This window comes from Prevotella sp. E13-17 (assembly GCF_022024035.1).
GTDB lineage: Bacteria > Bacteroidota > Bacteroidia > Bacteroidales > Bacteroidaceae > Prevotella.
In genome coordinates, this window is the sequence record NZ_CP091787.1 from 1,989,054 (window position 1) to 2,006,963 (window position 17,910).

Here is a 17,910-nt window from a genome sequence, read left to right on the forward strand (position 1 = left end):
TTCTACTCTAACCTAACGTTAAACTTCTTCAGCGCGACAGCCAGTAGCACGACAGTCATACCTGCCAGCACAGATACCTCGTAAGCCACCTCGCCTATGCTTACCCCCATAATCATCAGCTTTCGCATAGCCTCGATATAATAGCGTGGAGGCACCACTGCAGATAGCCACTGCAACACTTGCGGCATCGACTCTACAGGAAACAGCATGCCCGACAACATCACCACAGGCATCAATAGTACCATCGCTGAAAGCAGCAGGGCAACAAGCTGTGTCTGGGCTACACTGGAGATGAGCAATCCCAGCGAGAGCGCCAACAGGATATATAGCGTGCTCACGGACAGAATCCAGAATAGCGAACCAGCTAAAGGCACACCCAACACATAACGCGCCATCAGGAGGATGGTGATAAGGATGCCAAAAGCTAACACCAGATAGGGCACCGCCTTAGCAATAATCACCATCAGAGGCTTAACCGGCGACACTAACAGCACCTCCATCGTACCTTTCTCTTTCTCGCGAACAATAGAAATCGAAGTCATCATAGCACAGATGAGCATCAGCAGCATACCCATGATGGCAGGCACAAAATTGTAGGCCGACCTCATCTGGGGATTGTAGAGGAGCCTCACCCCCAGCCCCTCTCCAAAGGGCGAGGGGAGTGAATAGTGTTTGTCGTCAACTGGCTGAGACAGTATGCTTTGGGCGTATGTGGTCCATTGCTGAGCCATATTGGGGTCGCTACCGTCAACCATGATTTGCCACTGAAGGTTACTACTCCCCTCGCCCTTTGGAGAGGGGCTGGGGATGAGGCTCATATCGGCCTTCTGACTGCGAATAAGCAGCTCTGCCTCTTGCGGGGTGTTCACCGTCTGAGTGATGACGAAGTATTCCGACTGAGCCAATCGCTCTATAGATTGTTGGATGCGGGGTGACATTTCTGACGTGACCACCACTGTACGCACATGCTTCACATCGGTGGTGATGGCAAAGCCGAAGAGGAGCATCATCACCACAGGCATTCCGAAGAGTATTAGCATCGTACGCTTATCGCGCAGGATATGCCTAGTTTCCTTGATAACAAATGCTATAAACTGTTTCATACGCTTAATCACTTGAACGGGTAGCCTGACGGGCCAGATAGGTAAACACGTGGTCCATATCGGGCTGGTGGAAACGCTGTTTCAGTTCATCGGGTGTGCCGAGTGCACTGATTTTGCCGTCCACCATGATAGAGATGCGATCGCAATATTCAGCCTCATCCATATAGTGGGTAGTCACAAAAACGGTGATGCCACGATGGGCAGCGTCGTAGATGAGTTCCCAGAACTGACGACGCGTAGCAGGATCAACACCACCAGTAGGTTCGTCGAGGAATACCACACCTGGGTCATGGAATATAGAAACAGAGAACGCCAGTTTCTGCTTCCAGCCCAATGGCAAAGACCCCACCAGATCGTTGCGATGGTCCTCAAACTTCAACTGCCGAAGCATTTCATCCATCTTACGTTTCACATCATCAGGTTTCACACCATAGATACCGGCAAAGAGGCGGATATTCTCAGCCACGGTGAGATCTTCATAGAGCGAGAAGCGCTGCGACATATAACCTATGTGCTTTTTGATTTGTTCATACTCCGTGCGAATGTCGAAGCCTACCACCCTCCCCGTTCCACTGGTGGGCTGATTCAGTCCTGTCAGCATGTGCATCGCTGTTGTCTTGCCAGCGCCGTTGGCTCCTAAAAATCCGAATATCTCCCCCTTCTTCACGCTGAATGAGATATCATCGACAGCATGGAAATCGCCAAAGGCTTTTACCAAATGTTCCACCTCAATGACGTTGTCGTCTTTTACTTCTGTATCTTTCTCGTGCTCTATGCCTGGCGGGTTAAAGATATCGGCAAACTGGCTGAGGATAGCGTCGGGAGTGCCAATACCGCGCACCTTCCCTTGGTCCAGAAAAGCCACGCGCTCACAACAGCGCACCTCATCGAGATAAGGCGTTGAAGCCAAGATTGTTATACCTTGATCTTTCAACATGAGCAGCATATCCCATAACTCCTTACGACTCACAGGATCGACACCCGTAGTAGGCTCGTCAAGAAAGAGCACACTGGGCTGATGCACCAATGCACATGAGAGTGCCAACTTCTGCTTCATACCGCCCGAAAGTGCTCCTGCCTTGCGGTCCTTAAACCGCTCTATCTGACTATAGATGGCCTTGATAGCGTCGTAACCCTCATCAACGGTGGTGCCGAAAAGGGTGGCGAAGAAGTTCAGGTTCTCCTCGATGGTGAGGTCTTGATAAAGCGAGAATTTGCCCGGCATATAGCCCACACGGCTGCGCACCTCGCGCATCTGCCTCACCACATCGTAGCCATCTACCGCCGCCGTGCCCGCATCGGGCAGCAGTAGCGAGCAGAGGATGCGAAACATGGATGTCTTGCCGGCGCCATCGGGGCCAATCAGTCCGAAGACCTCGCCCTTGCCGACAGCAAACGACACATCGCTGAGTGCCTGCACCCCTCCGTACGACTTACTGATGTTCTTGACTTCTATTGCGCTCATAGCTTCAATTCCCCATACATACCTATTTTCACGAAGCCATCATTTTTGATAGCCACCTTGACAGCATACACCAGGTCGGCACGCTCGTCGTCGGTAAGAATCGTCTTTGGCGTAAACTCCGAACGGGAGGAAATCCAACTGATGGTGCCGGCATACTCCTTGCGCTGCCCGCCGCCATAGTCGGCAAACGCCTTCACCTGCTGACCAATCTTGATGTTCTGCAACTGGGCAGAAGTGACGTAGGCACGCAGGTACATCGACTCGGTGTCGGCTATCTTAAACAGCGGTTTTCCCACACCCACAAACTCGCCAGGCTCCACATATTTCTCAAGTATAGTTCCCTTAGTAGGAGTCACAATATGACACTTGCGCAGCATATCCTGTAACTGTGCTTTCTGCACATCGGCAGCAGCCGTCTGCTTGTCGAGGGCTTGTGTGCTGGTGCTTAGCGATGAGATCTGAGCATCCAACTGTTTCTGCAGCACCTTCACCAGACTCGTGGCATCATCGAGCATCTTCGAAGGAGCAGCCCCGTCAGCCACCAGTTCGCGGTAGCGTTGCTCGTCTTGCTGAGCCTTAGCCAACTGCTGGCGCGTGGCAGCTATCTGTCGTTCCATATCGGGCTTTTGACTCTGATAAAATGCTTTAGTAGCATCCATCTGCTGAATCTTCAGCCACGTCTGTGTGGTGTCTATGAGTCCCACTTCCTGACCTGCCTCAATCAGGTCGCCCTCATTCACATCGAACGTCAGCAATGTGCCGTTCTGTTCGGCAAACACAGTAATTTCGGTAGCCTCGAACGTCCCTGTTGCATCGTAGTCTTTCTCACTTCCTACGCAGGCTGTCATCATCAAGGTCACTCCTGCCAATACATATATCTTTTTCATGTGCTTAATTATTTGTCGTGTATTTGTTATCATATATTTCTTTCAGCATCTCAAGTTCGTGTACCGTCTGTTGCACGCAGGCAGCATTTTCCTGGTTAATCTCGCGCACCAAGTCATTCACGTCGATGATGCCGTGTGCCAACTTCGATTCCGCCGCTTTTCTCACAGCCCGTCGCAACGAGATAATCTCACCGTCGTGCGCCATCAATTTCCGGTAACGCGCCATATTCTCACGCTGCTGAATCTGTTCCAGATTGTTATTGAAGAGGAACACCTCCCGACTGCTTTCCGTCATATCACGCTGCAACTGCAATTTTGCCTTGTCATTTTTGCGAGTATAGAGGGCGCCGATATTCCATGTTACTCGAGCGCCAATGATGCCATTCAGACTCCACTTGTGGTTCATCATATCCTCAAACATATTCAAGCCTGGATAACCGTAAAAGCCTTGAGCAAACACGCCCACCTTCGGCATCAGAGCTGTGTTGAGAGCCTTTTCCTGAGCGTTTAGCACACCAATCTGTGCATCCAGCACCTTCAGTTCCGGCCTGTGGCTTTCGGCCACCATACTTCCGCCATCATCCATCACTTGTGGCTTCTGTAAGTTGTTAATTTCGATACCGCAAAAGACGCTCAACATGTGCTGGAGCATCTTTTTCTGCGATGCCAAATCAGTAGCTTTTTGCACTGCGTTGAGACGCTCTGCCTTCACACTCAGCAAATCGCTCTCGGCTGCAGTTCCCCGCTTAGTCATCGACTCCAATTTGCTTTCGTTGCCAGCCAGCAATGTCTGAAGGTCGTTGTTCAGTTTGATTTGTTCGTCAATCAGCAACAATCCGAAAAACATCTCGTTCACGCGCTTTCTAACACCATATATATTTACCTCGTTCTGAGCCGACTGCACTTTGCCCTGTTCACTGGCTATGCGTTTCCTGCTTCCAATGACGCCACCATCATAGATGGTCTGCTGCACATCAATGCCCACTCGGTACTGGTCCTTTGCAAGTCCCTTCATGTCTATGCCCATACCATTCATCATCGTTTTCATCTCATCGGGCCACGCCGTCACATCACTTTGATACGTAGCTTGTACTGATGCAGACACTTGCGGTAGCCATCCTTTCTGGATATTGGCCACCGTCAACTTGGTGGTTTTCTCGATGAGTCCATACTGTTGTATCAGAGGGTAATTCTTTTCAGCTGCATGCTGACACTCTTCCAGTGTCTGTCCCTGTGATAGTATCGGCAACATCGTTAAAGCTAAAGCCAATTTCTTCATATCTTATTTTGTCATTAATTTCCTTGTGCAAAAATACGATGTTTATTTCATCGCGGCGTTATCTGTAAGAATGGAAAAATGATCTTTTTGTTCGATAATTATAAAAACAGAGCATTATTTTGCGGGAAATAATTATCTTTGCCAGCAAAAAGAACATATAATGAACAGACAGCCGCAATTGATGGATGCCTCACGAATGCGCGACATCCTTACACCACACCTCTCGCAAATCCGAGAGCATGTATTCCTGAATAACGAACTGGGAATGGTTCGTGGCGACTGCACGGTGTTTAGTCTGCTCATACGCCACAAACCACCTTTCATCATCAACGACCATCGCCTGGGCATCGTTATGAACGGTGAGGCCGATATCAACTTAAACCTGCAAGACCGCCACCTCACAAGCGGCACACTCATCTATATCGGTCCAGGCACCATCATTCACCCCAAACGTCTGTCGCCCGACCTCCGCATTTTCGGTATGGGGCTCTTCGCCAACTTCCCCATTCCCTTTGCACAGGGGCAGATGCCATCGGCTTTCAACGGTCAGGTGCGCGATTTCCAGATACCCGCCAATGAAGAAGATATCGCCACTACCATACATATCCTGGACACCATCTGGCAAACGGTTCATGCCACCGACAACTATCACCGTCCCACCATCTCTGCCCTCGTGGCCGCACAGATGCACCACTACGACCATCTGTTCCGTCAACAGGCCGACCAACAGGCCAACAATCGTTCACGCGAGCAGACCATCTTCGACCGTTTCCTCCAACTGGTCACGCAACATTGTGCCGAACATCATCAAATTGGCTACTATGCCGAACGCATGTGCCTTACCGAGCGCTACCTGAGCACCACCATCCGTCAAACCAGCGGGACTACCGCCAAAGACTGGATAGACCGTGCCCTCATTACCCGCATCAAAATAGAACTGCGCCACACTGATAAGTCTGCAGCGCAAATTTCGGAGGAGATGCACTTTGCCAATCCCTCGTTCTTCTCAAAATATTTTCGTCGCCTCGCTGGCATGACACCCAGTGAATATAAATCTATCTGTTAACAAACCACTTGCCCCTATAAAAACAATTAGCGATGGTTCTCTTTGTGAAAAAATGCACAAAAGAGAACCATCGCACGGAAAAGCCTGTACTGAAAGTTGGCTTAACCAAAATAGTCAATCTGCATGGCACGACGAACCTCACTCATGGTCTGTGCTCCCACTTCACGAGCAGCTTCTGTACCCTTGCGCAGAATGTTGTAGATCTCGGGAATGTCTTTCTCCAGCTCAGCACGACGCTGACGCATAGGCTCCAAGAATTTATTAATAACCTCGTTAAGGAACTTCTTACACTTCATGTCGCCCAAACCTCCACGGGTATAATGATCCTTCAACTCGTCAAGGTTCTGATACTCTGGCCAGAAGTTCTTAAAGTCTTCTTCGGTTGAGAAGGCGTCAAGATAGGTGAAGACAGCATTGCCCTCCACGTGGCCTGGGTCGCTGACATTGAGATGAGTCGGGTCTGTGTACATAGAGCGCACCTTCTGCCATACTTCATCTGCAGAGTCTGAAAGGTATATGCAATTGCCCAGCGACTTCGACATTTTCTCCTTACCGTCGGTGCCAGGCAGACGACGTGCGGTCAGGTTCTCTGGCAACATAATGTTAGGCTCTACAAGCACGGGGCCATAGGTATTATTGAAACGGTTCACCAACTCACGTGTCACTTCGAGCATAGGTTCCTGATCCTCACCAGCAGGCACAGTGGTAGCCTTGAATAGTGTGATGTCGGCAGCCTGCGACACAGGGTAGCAGAAGAAGCCCAATGGGATACTCTCGCCACTGAAGCCACGCATTTTAATCTCAGTTTTCACTGTGGGGTTGCGCTGAACACGGCTCACGGTAATAAGGTTCATCAAATAGGTCGTGAGCTCAGCCAACTCGGGCACACCGCTTTGGATGAAGAGTGTGCACTTGGTGGGATCGAGACCAGCAGAGAGATAATCGAGGGCCACCTGTGTGACACTATTGCGAATTTTCTCGGGATTGTCGGCATTATCTGTCAAGGCTTGAACATCGGCCATAAATACAAACATGCGGTCATAGTCGCCAGCGTTCTGTAGTTCTACGCGGCGGCGTAGTGAGCCAACGAAGTGACCCAAATGTAGTTTTCCTGTGGGACGGTCGCCCGTCAAAATTACTTTTCCCATATAAATCTTTTATGTATTTAAATCTTTCAAAATTAGTCAAATTCCAATTGATCCACACGTTTCTGCATCTTGCGGTAAGCATCTTGTAAGTCAGACTGTGAGATATTAATGCTACGCTCAACGGGGCGCCCCACATCGTCCAGACGATGCGAGAAGAGCCACTCGTAGGTCTTCTGCGAGTAAAAGTAGCGCGACAAAGCACCGTGCGAGGCACCACGTAACCAGTCGTAGCGCAGACGTGTAGCTTGCTTGTTTCGCTTCAGTCCTTCGACCACTTTCTGCGACTGCTTGACCGAAACAGCGCGGTCGCCCGTACCATGGATAATCCACAGTGGCACTTCGCCCAACTTCGATTGGTCTGTCAGCGAACAACCGCCACAAAGGGCCATGCCTGCTGCAATTTTCTCAGGATAGGTGCCCACAAAGTCCATCGTGCCATAGCCTCCCAAACTCATACCGAGAACATAAACGCGCTGATGGTCATAGGTATAGTCATTCTTGTCGAGCCACTCAAGGATGTCATTCAGTTTATGAGGACTCCATGCGCCACCAGGATTCTGAGGTGCAACGACTAATGCAGGTACGTCAAGTCCACGTTTGATGGCATCGATGGTGCCATAGCGCAACACACGATCTAAGTTGCGCCCGCAAAGGCTGGCACCATGAAGAAATACAAGGAGTGGTGTGGACTCCTGTGAGTAATAGTAGTCCTCTGGTGTGTACAACCAGAAGTTGTAGCCACCGGGAATAACATTTTTCTTGGCCGAAAGCAAGTCATACTGTGCATAGCTAAACAGCGCACACAGGGCGAACTGGCAACACAACACACATCGCTTCAACATAGGCTTTATTCTCCTTTCTTTTTTATGATAAACTTATTAATCATGGTGCCTCGACAACCCACCACGACAGCATTGCCAACGACAATAGGTGATGACTCAAAATTGGCACCAACAAGTTTCTTGCAGAGCACACGACCAGTCTTGCCTTCAATCAACCGAGCATAGCCACTTGCATCGCCCGTGAAGATAAACATCTGACCATGTTCGTTAAGCAGTTTCACTGGCGAAGACCAACAAAAGTTGCCATAGGGCACAGTGTACCTTACACTACCATCGCGCGTAGATAGAGCTGTCAGTTCGCCACGGCTGGCCGAAGCGCCGTTGCGACAGATATTGGCAAATATCATATCCTCACAATCGCCCGAACCCAGCAGGGGTGTAGAGTACATACCGCCATCGAGCGTTTTACCTGGCAGATTCACGCGCTGACAGGCTATCTGCCGTTCCCACACACGCTCGCCGTTCAAGGCCTTCAGCTTAACAAAATGACAAGTGCCGACATCACCCTGCTTATCAATCTCACACGCAGTATATAAATAAGGTATTCCGTTCTCCTCGCGACAGACCACAGTGCCGTCGCTGTCGTCATGGTTATCATAGCGCCATACGGGCTTCATGGTGTTCAAGTTCACACAAATCACATTGCCACGATTATCGCTGAAGAAACCATAGTTGAGATATACACAGAGACAGGACTCAATGCCCGGAGCCACACCATTAACACGGTAGCGCAATGTCTGCAACCGACGCAGATGTCCACCAGGCGTACGTTCAAATTTATAAAGCGAACCATTCTCGCCTGGCCAGAACAAATAGCCTCCAACCACCACGGGCGAAGAGTCGAAGGCCTGCCATCCACGCCAAGCATGCGAATCGTTGAAGAAGAACGTGCGCTCATGTTTCAGCAAGTCGAAAGCCTGACAGCCCAGCGGATCTTTGATGCTAACACCCTGTCCTGAGTAAAGGTTCATCATCTCGGGGTCAAGCGACATCGTTCCTTTCACCACATTATGTAAATCAAGTGGCTGACGTGAAGGCTTTCCTGTTTGGAAGTTCAAAAAGAATGCTTTGCCACATAGCGAACCTACCATCACTTCCTCTGGACCAAAATCAGTAGTAAGAGCCCTTGACTGCTCACGAAGCTGTGCCATTTCCTTTTCTGTCCAGTGTGCATACAAAGGCTGCCCCGTCCAACCGGTACCCCCACCCCACGAACCGAAACGTGTTGAGTCTGTGCGATAGGGAGTATGGTAGGTCCAGGCGGTCTCTATTGTGTCGGGAATGCCGTTCACCGTGCCACCGAAGTCTGCATCGCGACGCAGGTTCTTGCGGAAGGTCATCACTCGGTCACTGCGCTCATAGCGGTCGTCATAATCCATCAAGAAATGAAGCATTGAATCGTCAGCTTCCACGACGTAGTCCACGACTGCTGCCGAAGCATACATCGTGTCTGGCAACGTCAGCTCCTCAAGAGTCGGCGCAACTACCACCGAATCACTGTCGGAAGCATCAACGGAAAAGACTGTCTGAACACCTTTTCCTGTGCAAGCCGTCATCAGCAAGAGAAACAGAAACAATGCCTGTGCCAAGTATTTCATAATCGATATTTTTTTACAAATTTCTCACCTTCTGCAAAGCCTTCTTCATAGAGGCGTTCCAGTTTGCCCACATCCTGACACATGCGCCCTACTTCCATAGGACGCTGCGGACGGATGACCAACACCTCACCCCAGTCCTCCATCCGTTCGACCATGTCGAGTTGCTCGTTGTAAACACGTACACGCCGACTCAACGCCACACGCAGGCGAGGATAGTCACGGTAAATCATCCTCGGTATATCAATATCACGCTCGGTGGAACGATAGCCGCGATTACGCGTCATCACCACTACATTAAACGGATGTCCCTGCTCCACAGAATGCAATACAGGAATTGAATCAACAATGCCACCATCGAGCATGGGAATACCGTCAACCATTGTAATCTGAGCCACGAAAGGCAGTGAACTGCTGGCCTTGACAATAGCCGTCAAGCGAGCAGCGTCTGAACGCTCACTCAGGTATTCTGCGCGACCTGTAAGACAGTTGGTGGTTACGGCCTCAAAGACTGTAGGATTATTACGATATGACTCGTAGTCAAACGGCAATATCTCGTTGGGAAAACGCTTATAGAGCACATCGGGGTCAAAAATACTGCCATCAGTTATCAATGACTTCAGCGAAATATAGTCATACTTCTTGAGCATGTCAATATTAGAATAGCGCGCCCGACGTGGCTGATTACTCATATAGCTAAGCCCATTGCAGGCACCGGCCGAAACGGCTACCACATAGGGAAAACGAAAGTCGTACTTCATCAGCGCATCAAGCACGCCACTGGTGAAGACGCCACGCATTCCGCCGCCTTCAAGCACTAATCCCGTGTCTTTCCCTAAACATTCCATGCGTTTTCGTTGCAAAGGTACACATTTTTTCGTTTTTTCACATTGATTTCTCCACAAATTAATAAATAATGAGTAACTTTGCAGGAAATTTTCACAATTATGTTTCAAAAAGACACTTACACTCGTCGCAGAGCTGAACTAAAAAAGCTGGTAGGCAACGGTGTTATCATATTTTTCGGTAACAACGAAGCACCTGCCAACTATCCTGCCAACAGCTATGCGCCATTCCGTCAGGACTCTTCTTTCATCTACTACTTCGGCCAACACCGTGACGGACTGATTGGAGTCATCGATGTGGATAATGACGAAGAATGGATCTTCGGCGATGACATCGATATCGAAGACATCGTTTGGATGGGATTCGTACCTTCTGTTGCAGACCTTGGTGCAGAGGTAGGCGTCATGAATACGGCCCCTGTTAAGGAACTGGCCAATAAGATGAATGGTCAATGGAATAAGGCTCAGAAGCACTTCCTGCCCCCCTATCGACACGACACCAAGATTCAGATCATGGATCTCTTGGGCATTCACCCCGCAAAGCAGAAGGAGGCTGCATCGCTGCAGCTCATCAAAGCGGTGGTTAAAATGCGATCTACAAAAGAGCCACAGGAGATTGAAGCCATAGAGCAAGCCTGCGATGTGGGCTATGCCATGCACACCACGGCCCAACTGCTCATCAAGCCAGGCGTCACCGAGCGCTTCATCGGTGGACAGGTGGACGGCATTGCACGCAGTCTGGCTCAGGGCGTCAGCTTTGCCACCATTTTTTCGCAGCATGGCGAAATCATGCACGGCAACCCCAGCGATGCCAAACTGGAAGCTGGACGGCTGGCACTATGCGATGCTGGATGCGAACTAAACGATTATTGTTCGGACAACACACGCACAATGCCCGTAAGTGGCAAGTTCACACAAAAGCAACTGGAGATTTACACCATCGTTGAAGCCTGCCACGACTACGTACTTGAAGTAGCCAAACCAGGCGTGAAGTATCAAGATGTGCACTTCGCTGTATGCCGACTGATGACCGACCGACTGAAAGAACTGGGACTAATGAAGGGCGACACCGAGGAGGCAGTACGCGCCGGTGCCCATGCCATGTTCCTCCCACATGGACTTGGCCATATGATGGGTATGGACGTTCACGACATGGAAGGACTCGGACAAATCTACGTAGGTTTTGACGAAGAGACTCGTCCCAATCTGGAACAGTTTGGTACCAACTGCCTGCGTATGGGTCGCCGACTGGAGGAAGGATTTGTAGTAACCGATGAACCAGGAATCTATTTCATTCCTCACCTCATCGACCTGTGGCGCAGCGAGGGACACTGCAAGGAGTTCTTGAATTTCGACATGCTGGAGACCTATAAGGATTTTGGCGGCATACGCATCGAAGACGACCTCCTGATTACCAAGGATGGATGCCGATTCCTGGGTTCAAAACGCATCCCTTATCACCCTAAAGAATTAGAATCATTTATGAATAATAATTAATTGAAAATGAAAAGATTACTATCAATCACACTTCTGGCCTTACTAGCCATTGGTGCACAGGCTGAAGAGAAAGACACTACCAAGTGCAACAAGCCTGTATTCACCACCATTAAAGAGAATCCTATTACCAGCGTAAAGGACCAAAACCGCAGTGGCACCTGCTGGGACTACTCTACCCTTTCTTTTTTCGAGGCCGAAATCCTGAAGACTACCGGTAAGACCTATGACCTCTGCGAGAGTTTCGTAGCCAACAAGACCTACATGGATCGCGCCATTCAGGTCGTACGCTACCACGGCGACTGCCAGTTCTCTCAAGGTGGCTCTGCCGAAGACGTGCTGGCCACAATGAAGAAGTGTGGCATCTGCCCCGAGGATGCCATGCCCTTCCCCGGTTCTCTCTACGGCGACTCACTGAACAACTTCAATGAGTTCTTCTCACTGCTGGAGCCCTACGTTGCTGCTATCGCTAAGAGCAACGCCAAGAAAATCTCTAGCCAGTGGAAGGTGGGACTGCAGGGCATTTTGGATGCCTATCTGGGACAGTGCCCCGAGAGTTTCACCTACGAGGGCAAGAAATACACACCACAGAGCTTCGTAAAGAGTCTGGGCATCAATCTGGACGACTATGTGTCTATCACCAGCTACACACACCACCCCTTCTATACCGGATTTGCTGTAGAGGTGCAGGACAACTGGCGCGCCCCTCTGAGCTATAACCTGCCCATGGACGAGATGATGCAGGTCATCGACAATGCCATTGAAAAGGGTTATACCATCGCATGGGGCGGCGATGTGTCTGAAGACGGTTTCACACGTCAGGGACTTGCTTACGCCATCGACACCAAGAAGACTGAGAGTCTGGCTGGTAGCGACATGGCCCGCTGGCTGAAAATGACCGCCACTAAGAAGCGTGACCTGATCGACTCACTGGGATGTACCGTTCCCGAGATTACAGCCACACAGGAGCTGCGTCAGGAGCGCTTTGACAACTGGGAACTGACCGACGACCACGGCATGCTGATCTACGGTGTTGCCAAGGACCAAAACGGCAAGGAGTATTATATGGTCAAGAACTCATGGGGCGAGTCTGGCGACTACAAAGGCATCTGGTACATGACCAAGACTTTCATTGCAGCCAACACCATGGACTTCTTGGTAAACAAGAACGCCATTCCTAAGAACATCCGCAAGAAGCTTGGCATCTAAGTTGCTGTAAGCAAAATAGCCAGGAAGCAAGAAGCATTGCATTAAAACGGCGAGAAGTCAAACAACTTAGTAGCAAAAAGCCGTTTTCCATAAAATACGGCATATTCTGTTAAATTTTCAGCAGGATATGCCGCTTTTTCGTTTTTTATCGTTACCTTTGTATGCTATTATTGCCGTAATAGGCAACGATGGCACCTGAAACGAAAATAAAAAAACAATATAATGAACTCTAAATGGAATTATGAACCTCCCACGCCTGAACGACAGTTGGCGGCAAAGGAATTGGCTGACAAGATTAACATGAGCCCAATCCTGGCCGAACTGCTCATCAAGCGTGGCATTCGCACCGAATCGGCCGCCAAACGATTCTTCCGTCCTATGCTCAGCGAGCTCATTGACCCGTTCTTGATGAACGACATGGACGTCGCTGTGGACCGCTTGAACGATGCCATGGGACGCAAGGAGCGCATCATGGTGTATGGCGACTACGACGTGGACGGATGCACGGCAGTCGCACTGGTGTATAAGTTCTTGCAGCAGTTCTACTCCAATATCGAGTACTATATCCCCGATCGCTACGAAGAGGGATATGGCATCAGTATCAAAGCGCTCGACTATGCAGCACAGGCAGGCGTAAAACTGATCATCGTGTTAGACTGTGGCATCAAAGCAATCGATGAAATTGCCTATGCTAAGAGCTTAGGCATCGACTTCATCATCTGCGACCACCACGTGCCCGACGATGAGTTGCCATGTGCCGTGGCCATCCTGAACCCCAAACGTGCGAACTCAACCTACCCCTTCAAGCACCTCTGCGGTTGCGGTGTGGGCTTCAAGTTCATGCAGGCATTTGCCAAAAACAACGGCATCGCCTTTTCGCAACTGGTTCCGCTACTGGAGTTTTGCGCCGTGAGCATCGCTGCCGACATTGTTCCTGTGACGGGCGAAAACCGCATCCTGGCATTCCACGGACTGAAACAGCTGAACCAAAACCCATCGGTGGGTCTGAAGTCCATCATCGAAATTTGTGGACTCACAGGACGCGAAATCACCATGAGCGACATTATCTTCAAGATAGGTCCCCGCATCAATGCCAGCGGACGCGTGCAGAATGGAACCGAAACTGTTGACCTATTGGTGGAGCGCGACTTCCAAAAGGCACTGATGGAAGCCACGCACATCAACGAATACAACGAACAGCGTAAGGACATCGATAAACAGATGACAGAAGAGGCCAACCAAATCGTTGAACGATTGGAGAGCCAAGAACACCAGTCGGCTATCGTTCTCTACGATGAGGGATGGAAGAAAGGTGTGGTAGGCATCGTCGCCTCACGCCTCACGGAAATATACTATCGCCCCACGGTGGTCCTCTCGTGCAACGACGGAATAGCTACTGGCTCGGCTCGCAGCGTGGCCGGCTACGATATCTACGATGCCATCAAGGAATGCAGAGACCTGTTGGAGAACTTCGGTGGCCATACCTACGCCGTAGGTCTGTCGCTGAAGGTTGAGAACATCCCCGAGTTCCGTCGTCGCTTCCAGCAATACGTCAGTCAACACATCCTTCCAGAACAAACAGAGGCGATGCTCGACGTAGAGGCTGAGATTGATTTCAAGGACATCACCAAGAAGCTGCATAACGACCTGAAGAAGTTTGCGCCTCATGGCCCCGAGAACCCCAAGCCGATCTTCTGCACACGTAACGTCTATGACTACGGCACATCGAAGGTGGTGGGCAAGCAACAAGAGCACATCAAGCTGGAACTGGTTGACTCACGTTCAAGCAACGTGATGAACGGCATTGCCTTTGGACAGAGTGCTGCAGCACGCTACATCAAGTCTAAGCGTTCGTTTGACATTGCCTACACCATCGAAGAGAACATCTACAAGCGCAACGAAGTTCAGCTACAGATAGAAGACATACGTCCTTCTGAAGACGAATAAGGCAGTGAACAGCTACAAGGATATACTCAAGAAATACTGGGGTTATGATGATTTTCGCGGCATTCAGCGAGACATCATCGAGTCTATCGGCCAAGGCAAAGACACTTTAGGTCTGATGCCAACAGGCGGTGGCAAGAGCATCACGTTTCAGGTGCCGGCATTGGCACAAGAAGGCACGTGTATCGTCATCACTCCTCTCATAGCTCTGATGAAAGACCAGGTCCGGAACCTGCGGAAAAGAGGCATCCGTGCAGCAGCCATTCATTCTGATTTGTCGCACGATGACATCATCAAAACACTTGAGAACGCTATCTTCGGAGCGGTAAAGTTACTCTATGTATCCCCCGAACGCCTTTCTACAGAACTCTTTCTACAGAAACTCAGCCACATGAAGGTGAGCTTCATCTGCATTGATGAAGCCCACTGCATCTGCCAATGGGGCTATGACTTCCGACCTTCTTATCTGGCCATCGGCAACATACGTAAGCTTTTGCCCGGCACCCCCATATTAGCACTGACAGCAACCGCCACCCCCCCAGTGGTAGATGATATCCAAGAGAAGTTGCTGTTCAAGCAAAAGAACGTGTTCCGCATGAGTTTCGAGCGCAAGAACTTGGTTTATGTCGTCAGAAAGACATCCGACAAGGAAGAGCAGCTCATCCACATCCTGAAAAGTACATCGGGCTCAGCCATCGTCTATACGAACAGCAGACAACGCACCAAGGATACCGCAGAACTGCTTTGCAAAAACGGACTGGACGCCACTTTCTTTCATGCCGGGCTTGACAGCAACGTGAAAGACCAGCGACAGAAGGAGTGGCAAGAGGGAATAGTGCGCATCATCGTTGCCACCAACGCCTTTGGCATGGGTATTGACAAGCCCGATGTGCGCATCGTGATACACCTTGACTGTCCCGACAGTCTTGAGGCATACTACCAAGAGGCTGGTCGTGCTGGACGTGATGGCAAGAAGTCCTACGCTGTTCTGCTTCACAACGGCAAGGACGTCATGAAGTTGCAGAGGCGTATTGTTGACACATTCCCCGAGAAAGACTACATCCGCAAGGTTTACGACCACCTGGCTTACTTCTATCAGATTGGCGTTGGCTCGGGCTACAACGCAGCATTCGAATTCCCTTTGGACAAGTTCTGCTACAACTTCAAGCACTTCCCCATACCCACAGAATCAGCATTGAAGATTTTGGATCGTGCAGGCTACATCGAATATCGTGAGGAAGAAGAAAGCAAGGCACGTGTGAAATTCCTGCTGGAGCGCGACGATCTCTATCGTCTGCATGGCAACAGCAAGGAGGAGGACACACTCATCATCACGCTGTTGCGCAACTATAGCGGACTTTTCAACGACTTTCAGTACATCGACGAGGCATTCTTGGCGCAGAAGACCGATTCTACGACGCCAATGGTGTACCTCTTGCTGAAAGGTTTGGCCCAGAAAAACATCATCCAGTTCATACCACAAAAGAAGACACCCATCATCCGCTATCGTCAGCGACGCGAGGAGTCGCGACACCTTTCCTTTCCACCCGCTGTCTATCAGACATTGAAAGAACGATTCGCCGAACGCATACAACACATGATTGACTATATTACGACCGACAACCAGTGTCGCAGTCAGCAGCTGTTGCGCTACTTTGGCGAGACCGACAGTCAACCTTGCGGACAGTGTGACGTGTGTCTTTCATACAACAACAAGTCTGATTTTGAAGCCGAAACGAAAGCTGCCAGCGAAGCCATCAAAACAATACTGACAGACAAGAAGGCCCATGACTGCAAAGAACTGATGCAGCTTGCGTTTGATACCGAAGCCATACAAAACGCACTACGCAAGATGGCATTCAACGAAGAAATCATAATCGACGGAACGACTGTCCAATTGGACAACTAACGCTTGTCCTCAAACTCCCAATCTTTATATTTATTGCGAGGAAACGTAAACATATTATCATCTATTCCGCCCGATTTAAAGTTACTGATTTTTATCTTTGCCCAGATAAAAGCAACTTTAATCTTAAGAGATACGGGGTGGTAAGTGCCCTGAGTCACTGTCGCCCTCACCTCCTTAATCGTGCCTTTGGCGCCTTTCTTCTGTTTGAGCGTCAACAGAAGGTTACTTCCTTGTTTCTCAACGCGATACGAAAAATCATCCAAGGAGAACTTAAACTTACCAGAATACTTATCCTTTTTGTCAGACATCGCATCATGCACCTCCACCACACGACGTTTGCGATAGGCCATATAGGCCGTCTCGCCATCATTCCAGGTATCTACGCGCTCATCGGTAAAGCGCTGCTTTTTTCCTTTATACCAAATGGTGCCATGCGTTTTATAGACACCAATGATATCCACGTCGTAGCGCAACGTTGCACCTTGCGGACCAAACACCTGATTGTAGGCTTTATCAAAAATCTGTCTGGCCTGTTGCTCGTTGGTGATCTTCGTCTTTCCCCACGCCCCAACAGACATCAATATGAATAGGAAGAATAAGAGTTTTTGTTTCATCGTCAAATGGCTTCTGGTAAAACAAGCTGATAGGCCAACCGCTCATCGCCCGACAACAGATAGATAATGCCACAATACACGAAACCATGCTTCAGCAGGTTGTGCTGCATAATCTGATTATCGCGATGCGTATCCACACGGATATTCCTGTCGTGCGACAGACAGAATTCCATCACACTGGCAAAGATGCCGTGCACATCGGGAAGACTGGCAATGCGGTGCACCACATGATAAGGTCGAGAATCATCGACCCACTTTCCTTCGTAAATATTTAAATAGGTAGGATCGGGCGAAGGCAAAAAGGCAAAATAGCCCACCACACGGCCTCCGTCTTCTACAACAAAGGCACCACGACGCGCCATATCCGACAAAATGATAGTTTCCGAAGGGTAGCCGTCTCCCCACTGGTGTCTGTTGCCAGACTGTCGCATGATGCCCTTGGCAGCCACCATCACTTGCATAATCTCTGGTATTTCAGCTGGTTTAGCTTCTCTGATTATCCTATTCATA

General features: G+C 49.8%; 15 protein-coding genes. 5 read left to right on the plus strand and 10 right to left on the minus strand.

The genetic code is table 11. From position 1 onward, the window contains the following. Positions 1 to 2: 2 nt before the first annotated feature. The 4 genes from L6472_RS07835 to L6472_RS07850 are packed head-to-tail and all read right to left on the minus strand — an operon-like array spanning position 3 to position 4,734. The gene (locus L6472_RS07835) at positions 3 to 1,103 is read right to left on the minus strand and encodes an ABC transporter permease (RefSeq protein WP_237803899.1); all 1,101 of its coding nucleotides are present in this window, start codon (positions 1,101 to 1,103) and stop codon (positions 3 to 5) included. Between the two features lie 4 nt (positions 1,104 to 1,107). Then, positions 1,108 to 2,568 carry an ATP-binding cassette domain-containing protein gene (locus tag L6472_RS07840; protein WP_237803900.1) on the minus strand — a complete coding sequence of 487 codons (1,461 nt, stop codon included), beginning with the start codon at positions 2,566 to 2,568 and terminating at the stop codon, positions 1,108 to 1,110. Next, positions 2,565 to 3,455, minus strand: coding sequence for an HlyD family secretion protein (locus L6472_RS07845; protein WP_237803902.1), 891 nt, complete (start codon positions 3,453 to 3,455; stop codon positions 2,565 to 2,567). The genes L6472_RS07840 and L6472_RS07845 overlap by 4 nt, the downstream gene beginning before the upstream one ends. A gap of 4 nt (positions 3,456 to 3,459) precedes the next feature. Continuing rightward, on the minus strand, positions 3,460 to 4,734 hold the full coding sequence (locus L6472_RS07850) for a TolC family protein (RefSeq protein ID WP_237803903.1): 1,275 nt from the start codon (positions 4,732 to 4,734) through the stop codon (positions 3,460 to 3,462). 160 nt (positions 4,735 to 4,894) lie between these two features. Here L6472_RS07850 and L6472_RS07855 point away from each other — a divergent pair, with 160 nt between their 5' ends. Next, positions 4,895 to 5,800 carry an AraC family transcriptional regulator gene (locus L6472_RS07855; RefSeq protein ID WP_237803906.1) on the plus strand — a complete coding sequence of 302 codons (906 nt, stop codon included), beginning with the start codon at positions 4,895 to 4,897 and terminating at the stop codon, positions 5,798 to 5,800. A 101-nt stretch (positions 5,801 to 5,901) separates the two neighbouring features. Here L6472_RS07855 and trpS read toward each other — a convergent pair whose 3' ends face one another. From trpS to L6472_RS07875, 4 genes are read right to left on the minus strand one after another with little or no spacing between them, the layout of a single operon-like run. Further along, complete coding sequence (gene trpS, locus L6472_RS07860; RefSeq protein WP_237803909.1) at positions 5,902 to 6,948, minus strand: tryptophan--tRNA ligase; 1,047 nt, start codon at positions 6,946 to 6,948, stop codon at positions 5,902 to 5,904. 32 nt (positions 6,949 to 6,980) lie between these two features. Beyond that, the gene (locus L6472_RS07865) at positions 6,981 to 7,790 is read right to left on the minus strand and encodes a phospholipase (protein WP_237803911.1); all 810 of its coding nucleotides are present in this window, start codon (positions 7,788 to 7,790) and stop codon (positions 6,981 to 6,983) included. A gap of 5 nt (positions 7,791 to 7,795) precedes the next feature. After that, positions 7,796 to 9,388, minus strand: coding sequence for a PQQ-like beta-propeller repeat protein (locus L6472_RS07870; RefSeq protein WP_237803914.1), 1,593 nt, complete (start codon positions 9,386 to 9,388; stop codon positions 7,796 to 7,798). Next, the gene (locus L6472_RS07875; RefSeq protein ID WP_237803916.1) at positions 9,385 to 10,233 is read right to left on the minus strand and encodes a patatin family protein; all 849 of its coding nucleotides are present in this window, start codon (positions 10,231 to 10,233) and stop codon (positions 9,385 to 9,387) included. The genes L6472_RS07870 and L6472_RS07875 overlap by 4 nt, the downstream gene beginning before the upstream one ends. Positions 10,234 to 10,332: 99 nt before the next feature. Here L6472_RS07875 and L6472_RS07880 point away from each other — a divergent pair, with 99 nt between their 5' ends. The 4 genes from L6472_RS07880 (at position 10,333) to L6472_RS07895 (ending at position 16,786) form a co-directional block, all read left to right on the plus strand. Next, the gene (locus L6472_RS07880) at positions 10,333 to 11,727 is read left to right on the plus strand and encodes an aminopeptidase P family protein (RefSeq protein ID WP_237803918.1); all 1,395 of its coding nucleotides are present in this window, start codon (positions 10,333 to 10,335) and stop codon (positions 11,725 to 11,727) included. A 6-nt stretch (positions 11,728 to 11,733) separates the two neighbouring features. Next, a complete protein-coding gene (locus L6472_RS07885) occupies positions 11,734 to 12,933 on the plus strand; it encodes an aminopeptidase C (protein ID WP_237803921.1) in 1,200 nt (399 codons plus the stop codon). Positions 12,934 to 13,155: 222 nt separating this feature from the next. Next, the gene (recJ, locus tag L6472_RS07890) at positions 13,156 to 14,880 is read left to right on the plus strand and encodes a single-stranded-DNA-specific exonuclease RecJ (protein ID WP_237803923.1); all 1,725 of its coding nucleotides are present in this window, start codon (positions 13,156 to 13,158) and stop codon (positions 14,878 to 14,880) included. Positions 14,881 to 14,884: 4 nt separating this feature from the next. Further along, the gene (locus tag L6472_RS07895; protein ID WP_237803926.1) at positions 14,885 to 16,786 is read left to right on the plus strand and encodes an ATP-dependent DNA helicase RecQ; all 1,902 of its coding nucleotides are present in this window, start codon (positions 14,885 to 14,887) and stop codon (positions 16,784 to 16,786) included. Here L6472_RS07895 and L6472_RS07900 read toward each other — a convergent pair. Then, positions 16,783 to 17,400 carry a hypothetical protein gene (locus tag L6472_RS07900; protein ID WP_237803928.1) on the minus strand — a complete coding sequence of 206 codons (618 nt, stop codon included), beginning with the start codon at positions 17,398 to 17,400 and terminating at the stop codon, positions 16,783 to 16,785. The two genes, L6472_RS07895 and L6472_RS07900, sit on opposite strands and share 4 nt — an antisense overlap. Before the next feature lie 2 nt (positions 17,401 to 17,402). Continuing rightward, positions 17,403 to 17,909, minus strand: coding sequence for a GNAT family N-acetyltransferase (locus tag L6472_RS07905; RefSeq protein WP_237803930.1), 507 nt, complete (start codon positions 17,907 to 17,909; stop codon positions 17,403 to 17,405). Between the last annotated feature and the right edge of the window lies 1 nt (position 17,910).

Coding starts and splice junctions, on each gene's coding strand:
- L6472_RS07835 (WP_237803899.1), bottom strand. CDS start 1,103: ATGAAACAGTTTATAGCATTTGTTATCAAGGAAACTAGGCATATCCTG.
- L6472_RS07840 (WP_237803900.1), bottom strand. CDS start 2,568: ATGAGCGCAATAGAAGTCAAGAACATCAGTAAGTCGTACGGAGGGGTG.
- L6472_RS07845 (WP_237803902.1), bottom strand. CDS start 3,455: ATGAAAAAGATATATGTATTGGCAGGAGTGACCTTGATGATGACAGCC.
- L6472_RS07850 (WP_237803903.1), bottom strand. CDS start 4,734: ATGAAGAAATTGGCTTTAGCTTTAACGATGTTGCCGATACTATCACAG.
- L6472_RS07855 (WP_237803906.1), top strand. CDS start 4,895: ATGAACAGACAGCCGCAATTGATGGATGCCTCACGAATGCGCGACATC.
- trpS (WP_237803909.1), bottom strand. CDS start 6,948: ATGGGAAAAGTAATTTTGACGGGCGACCGTCCCACAGGAAAACTACAT.
- L6472_RS07865 (WP_237803911.1), bottom strand. CDS start 7,790: ATGTTGAAGCGATGTGTGTTGTGTTGCCAGTTCGCCCTGTGTGCGCTG.
- L6472_RS07870 (WP_237803914.1), bottom strand. CDS start 9,388: ATGAAATACTTGGCACAGGCATTGTTTCTGTTTCTCTTGCTGATGACG.
- L6472_RS07875 (WP_237803916.1), bottom strand. CDS start 10,233: ATGGAATGTTTAGGGAAAGACACGGGATTAGTGCTTGAAGGCGGCGGA.
- L6472_RS07880 (WP_237803918.1), top strand. CDS start 10,333: ATGTTTCAAAAAGACACTTACACTCGTCGCAGAGCTGAACTAAAAAAG.
- L6472_RS07885 (WP_237803921.1), top strand. CDS start 11,734: ATGAAAAGATTACTATCAATCACACTTCTGGCCTTACTAGCCATTGGT.
- recJ (WP_237803923.1), top strand. CDS start 13,156: ATGAACTCTAAATGGAATTATGAACCTCCCACGCCTGAACGACAGTTG.
- L6472_RS07900 (WP_237803928.1), bottom strand. CDS start 17,400: ATGAAACAAAAACTCTTATTCTTCCTATTCATATTGATGTCTGTTGGG.
- L6472_RS07905 (WP_237803930.1), bottom strand. CDS start 17,909: ATGAATAGGATAATCAGAGAAGCTAAACCAGCTGAAATACCAGAGATT.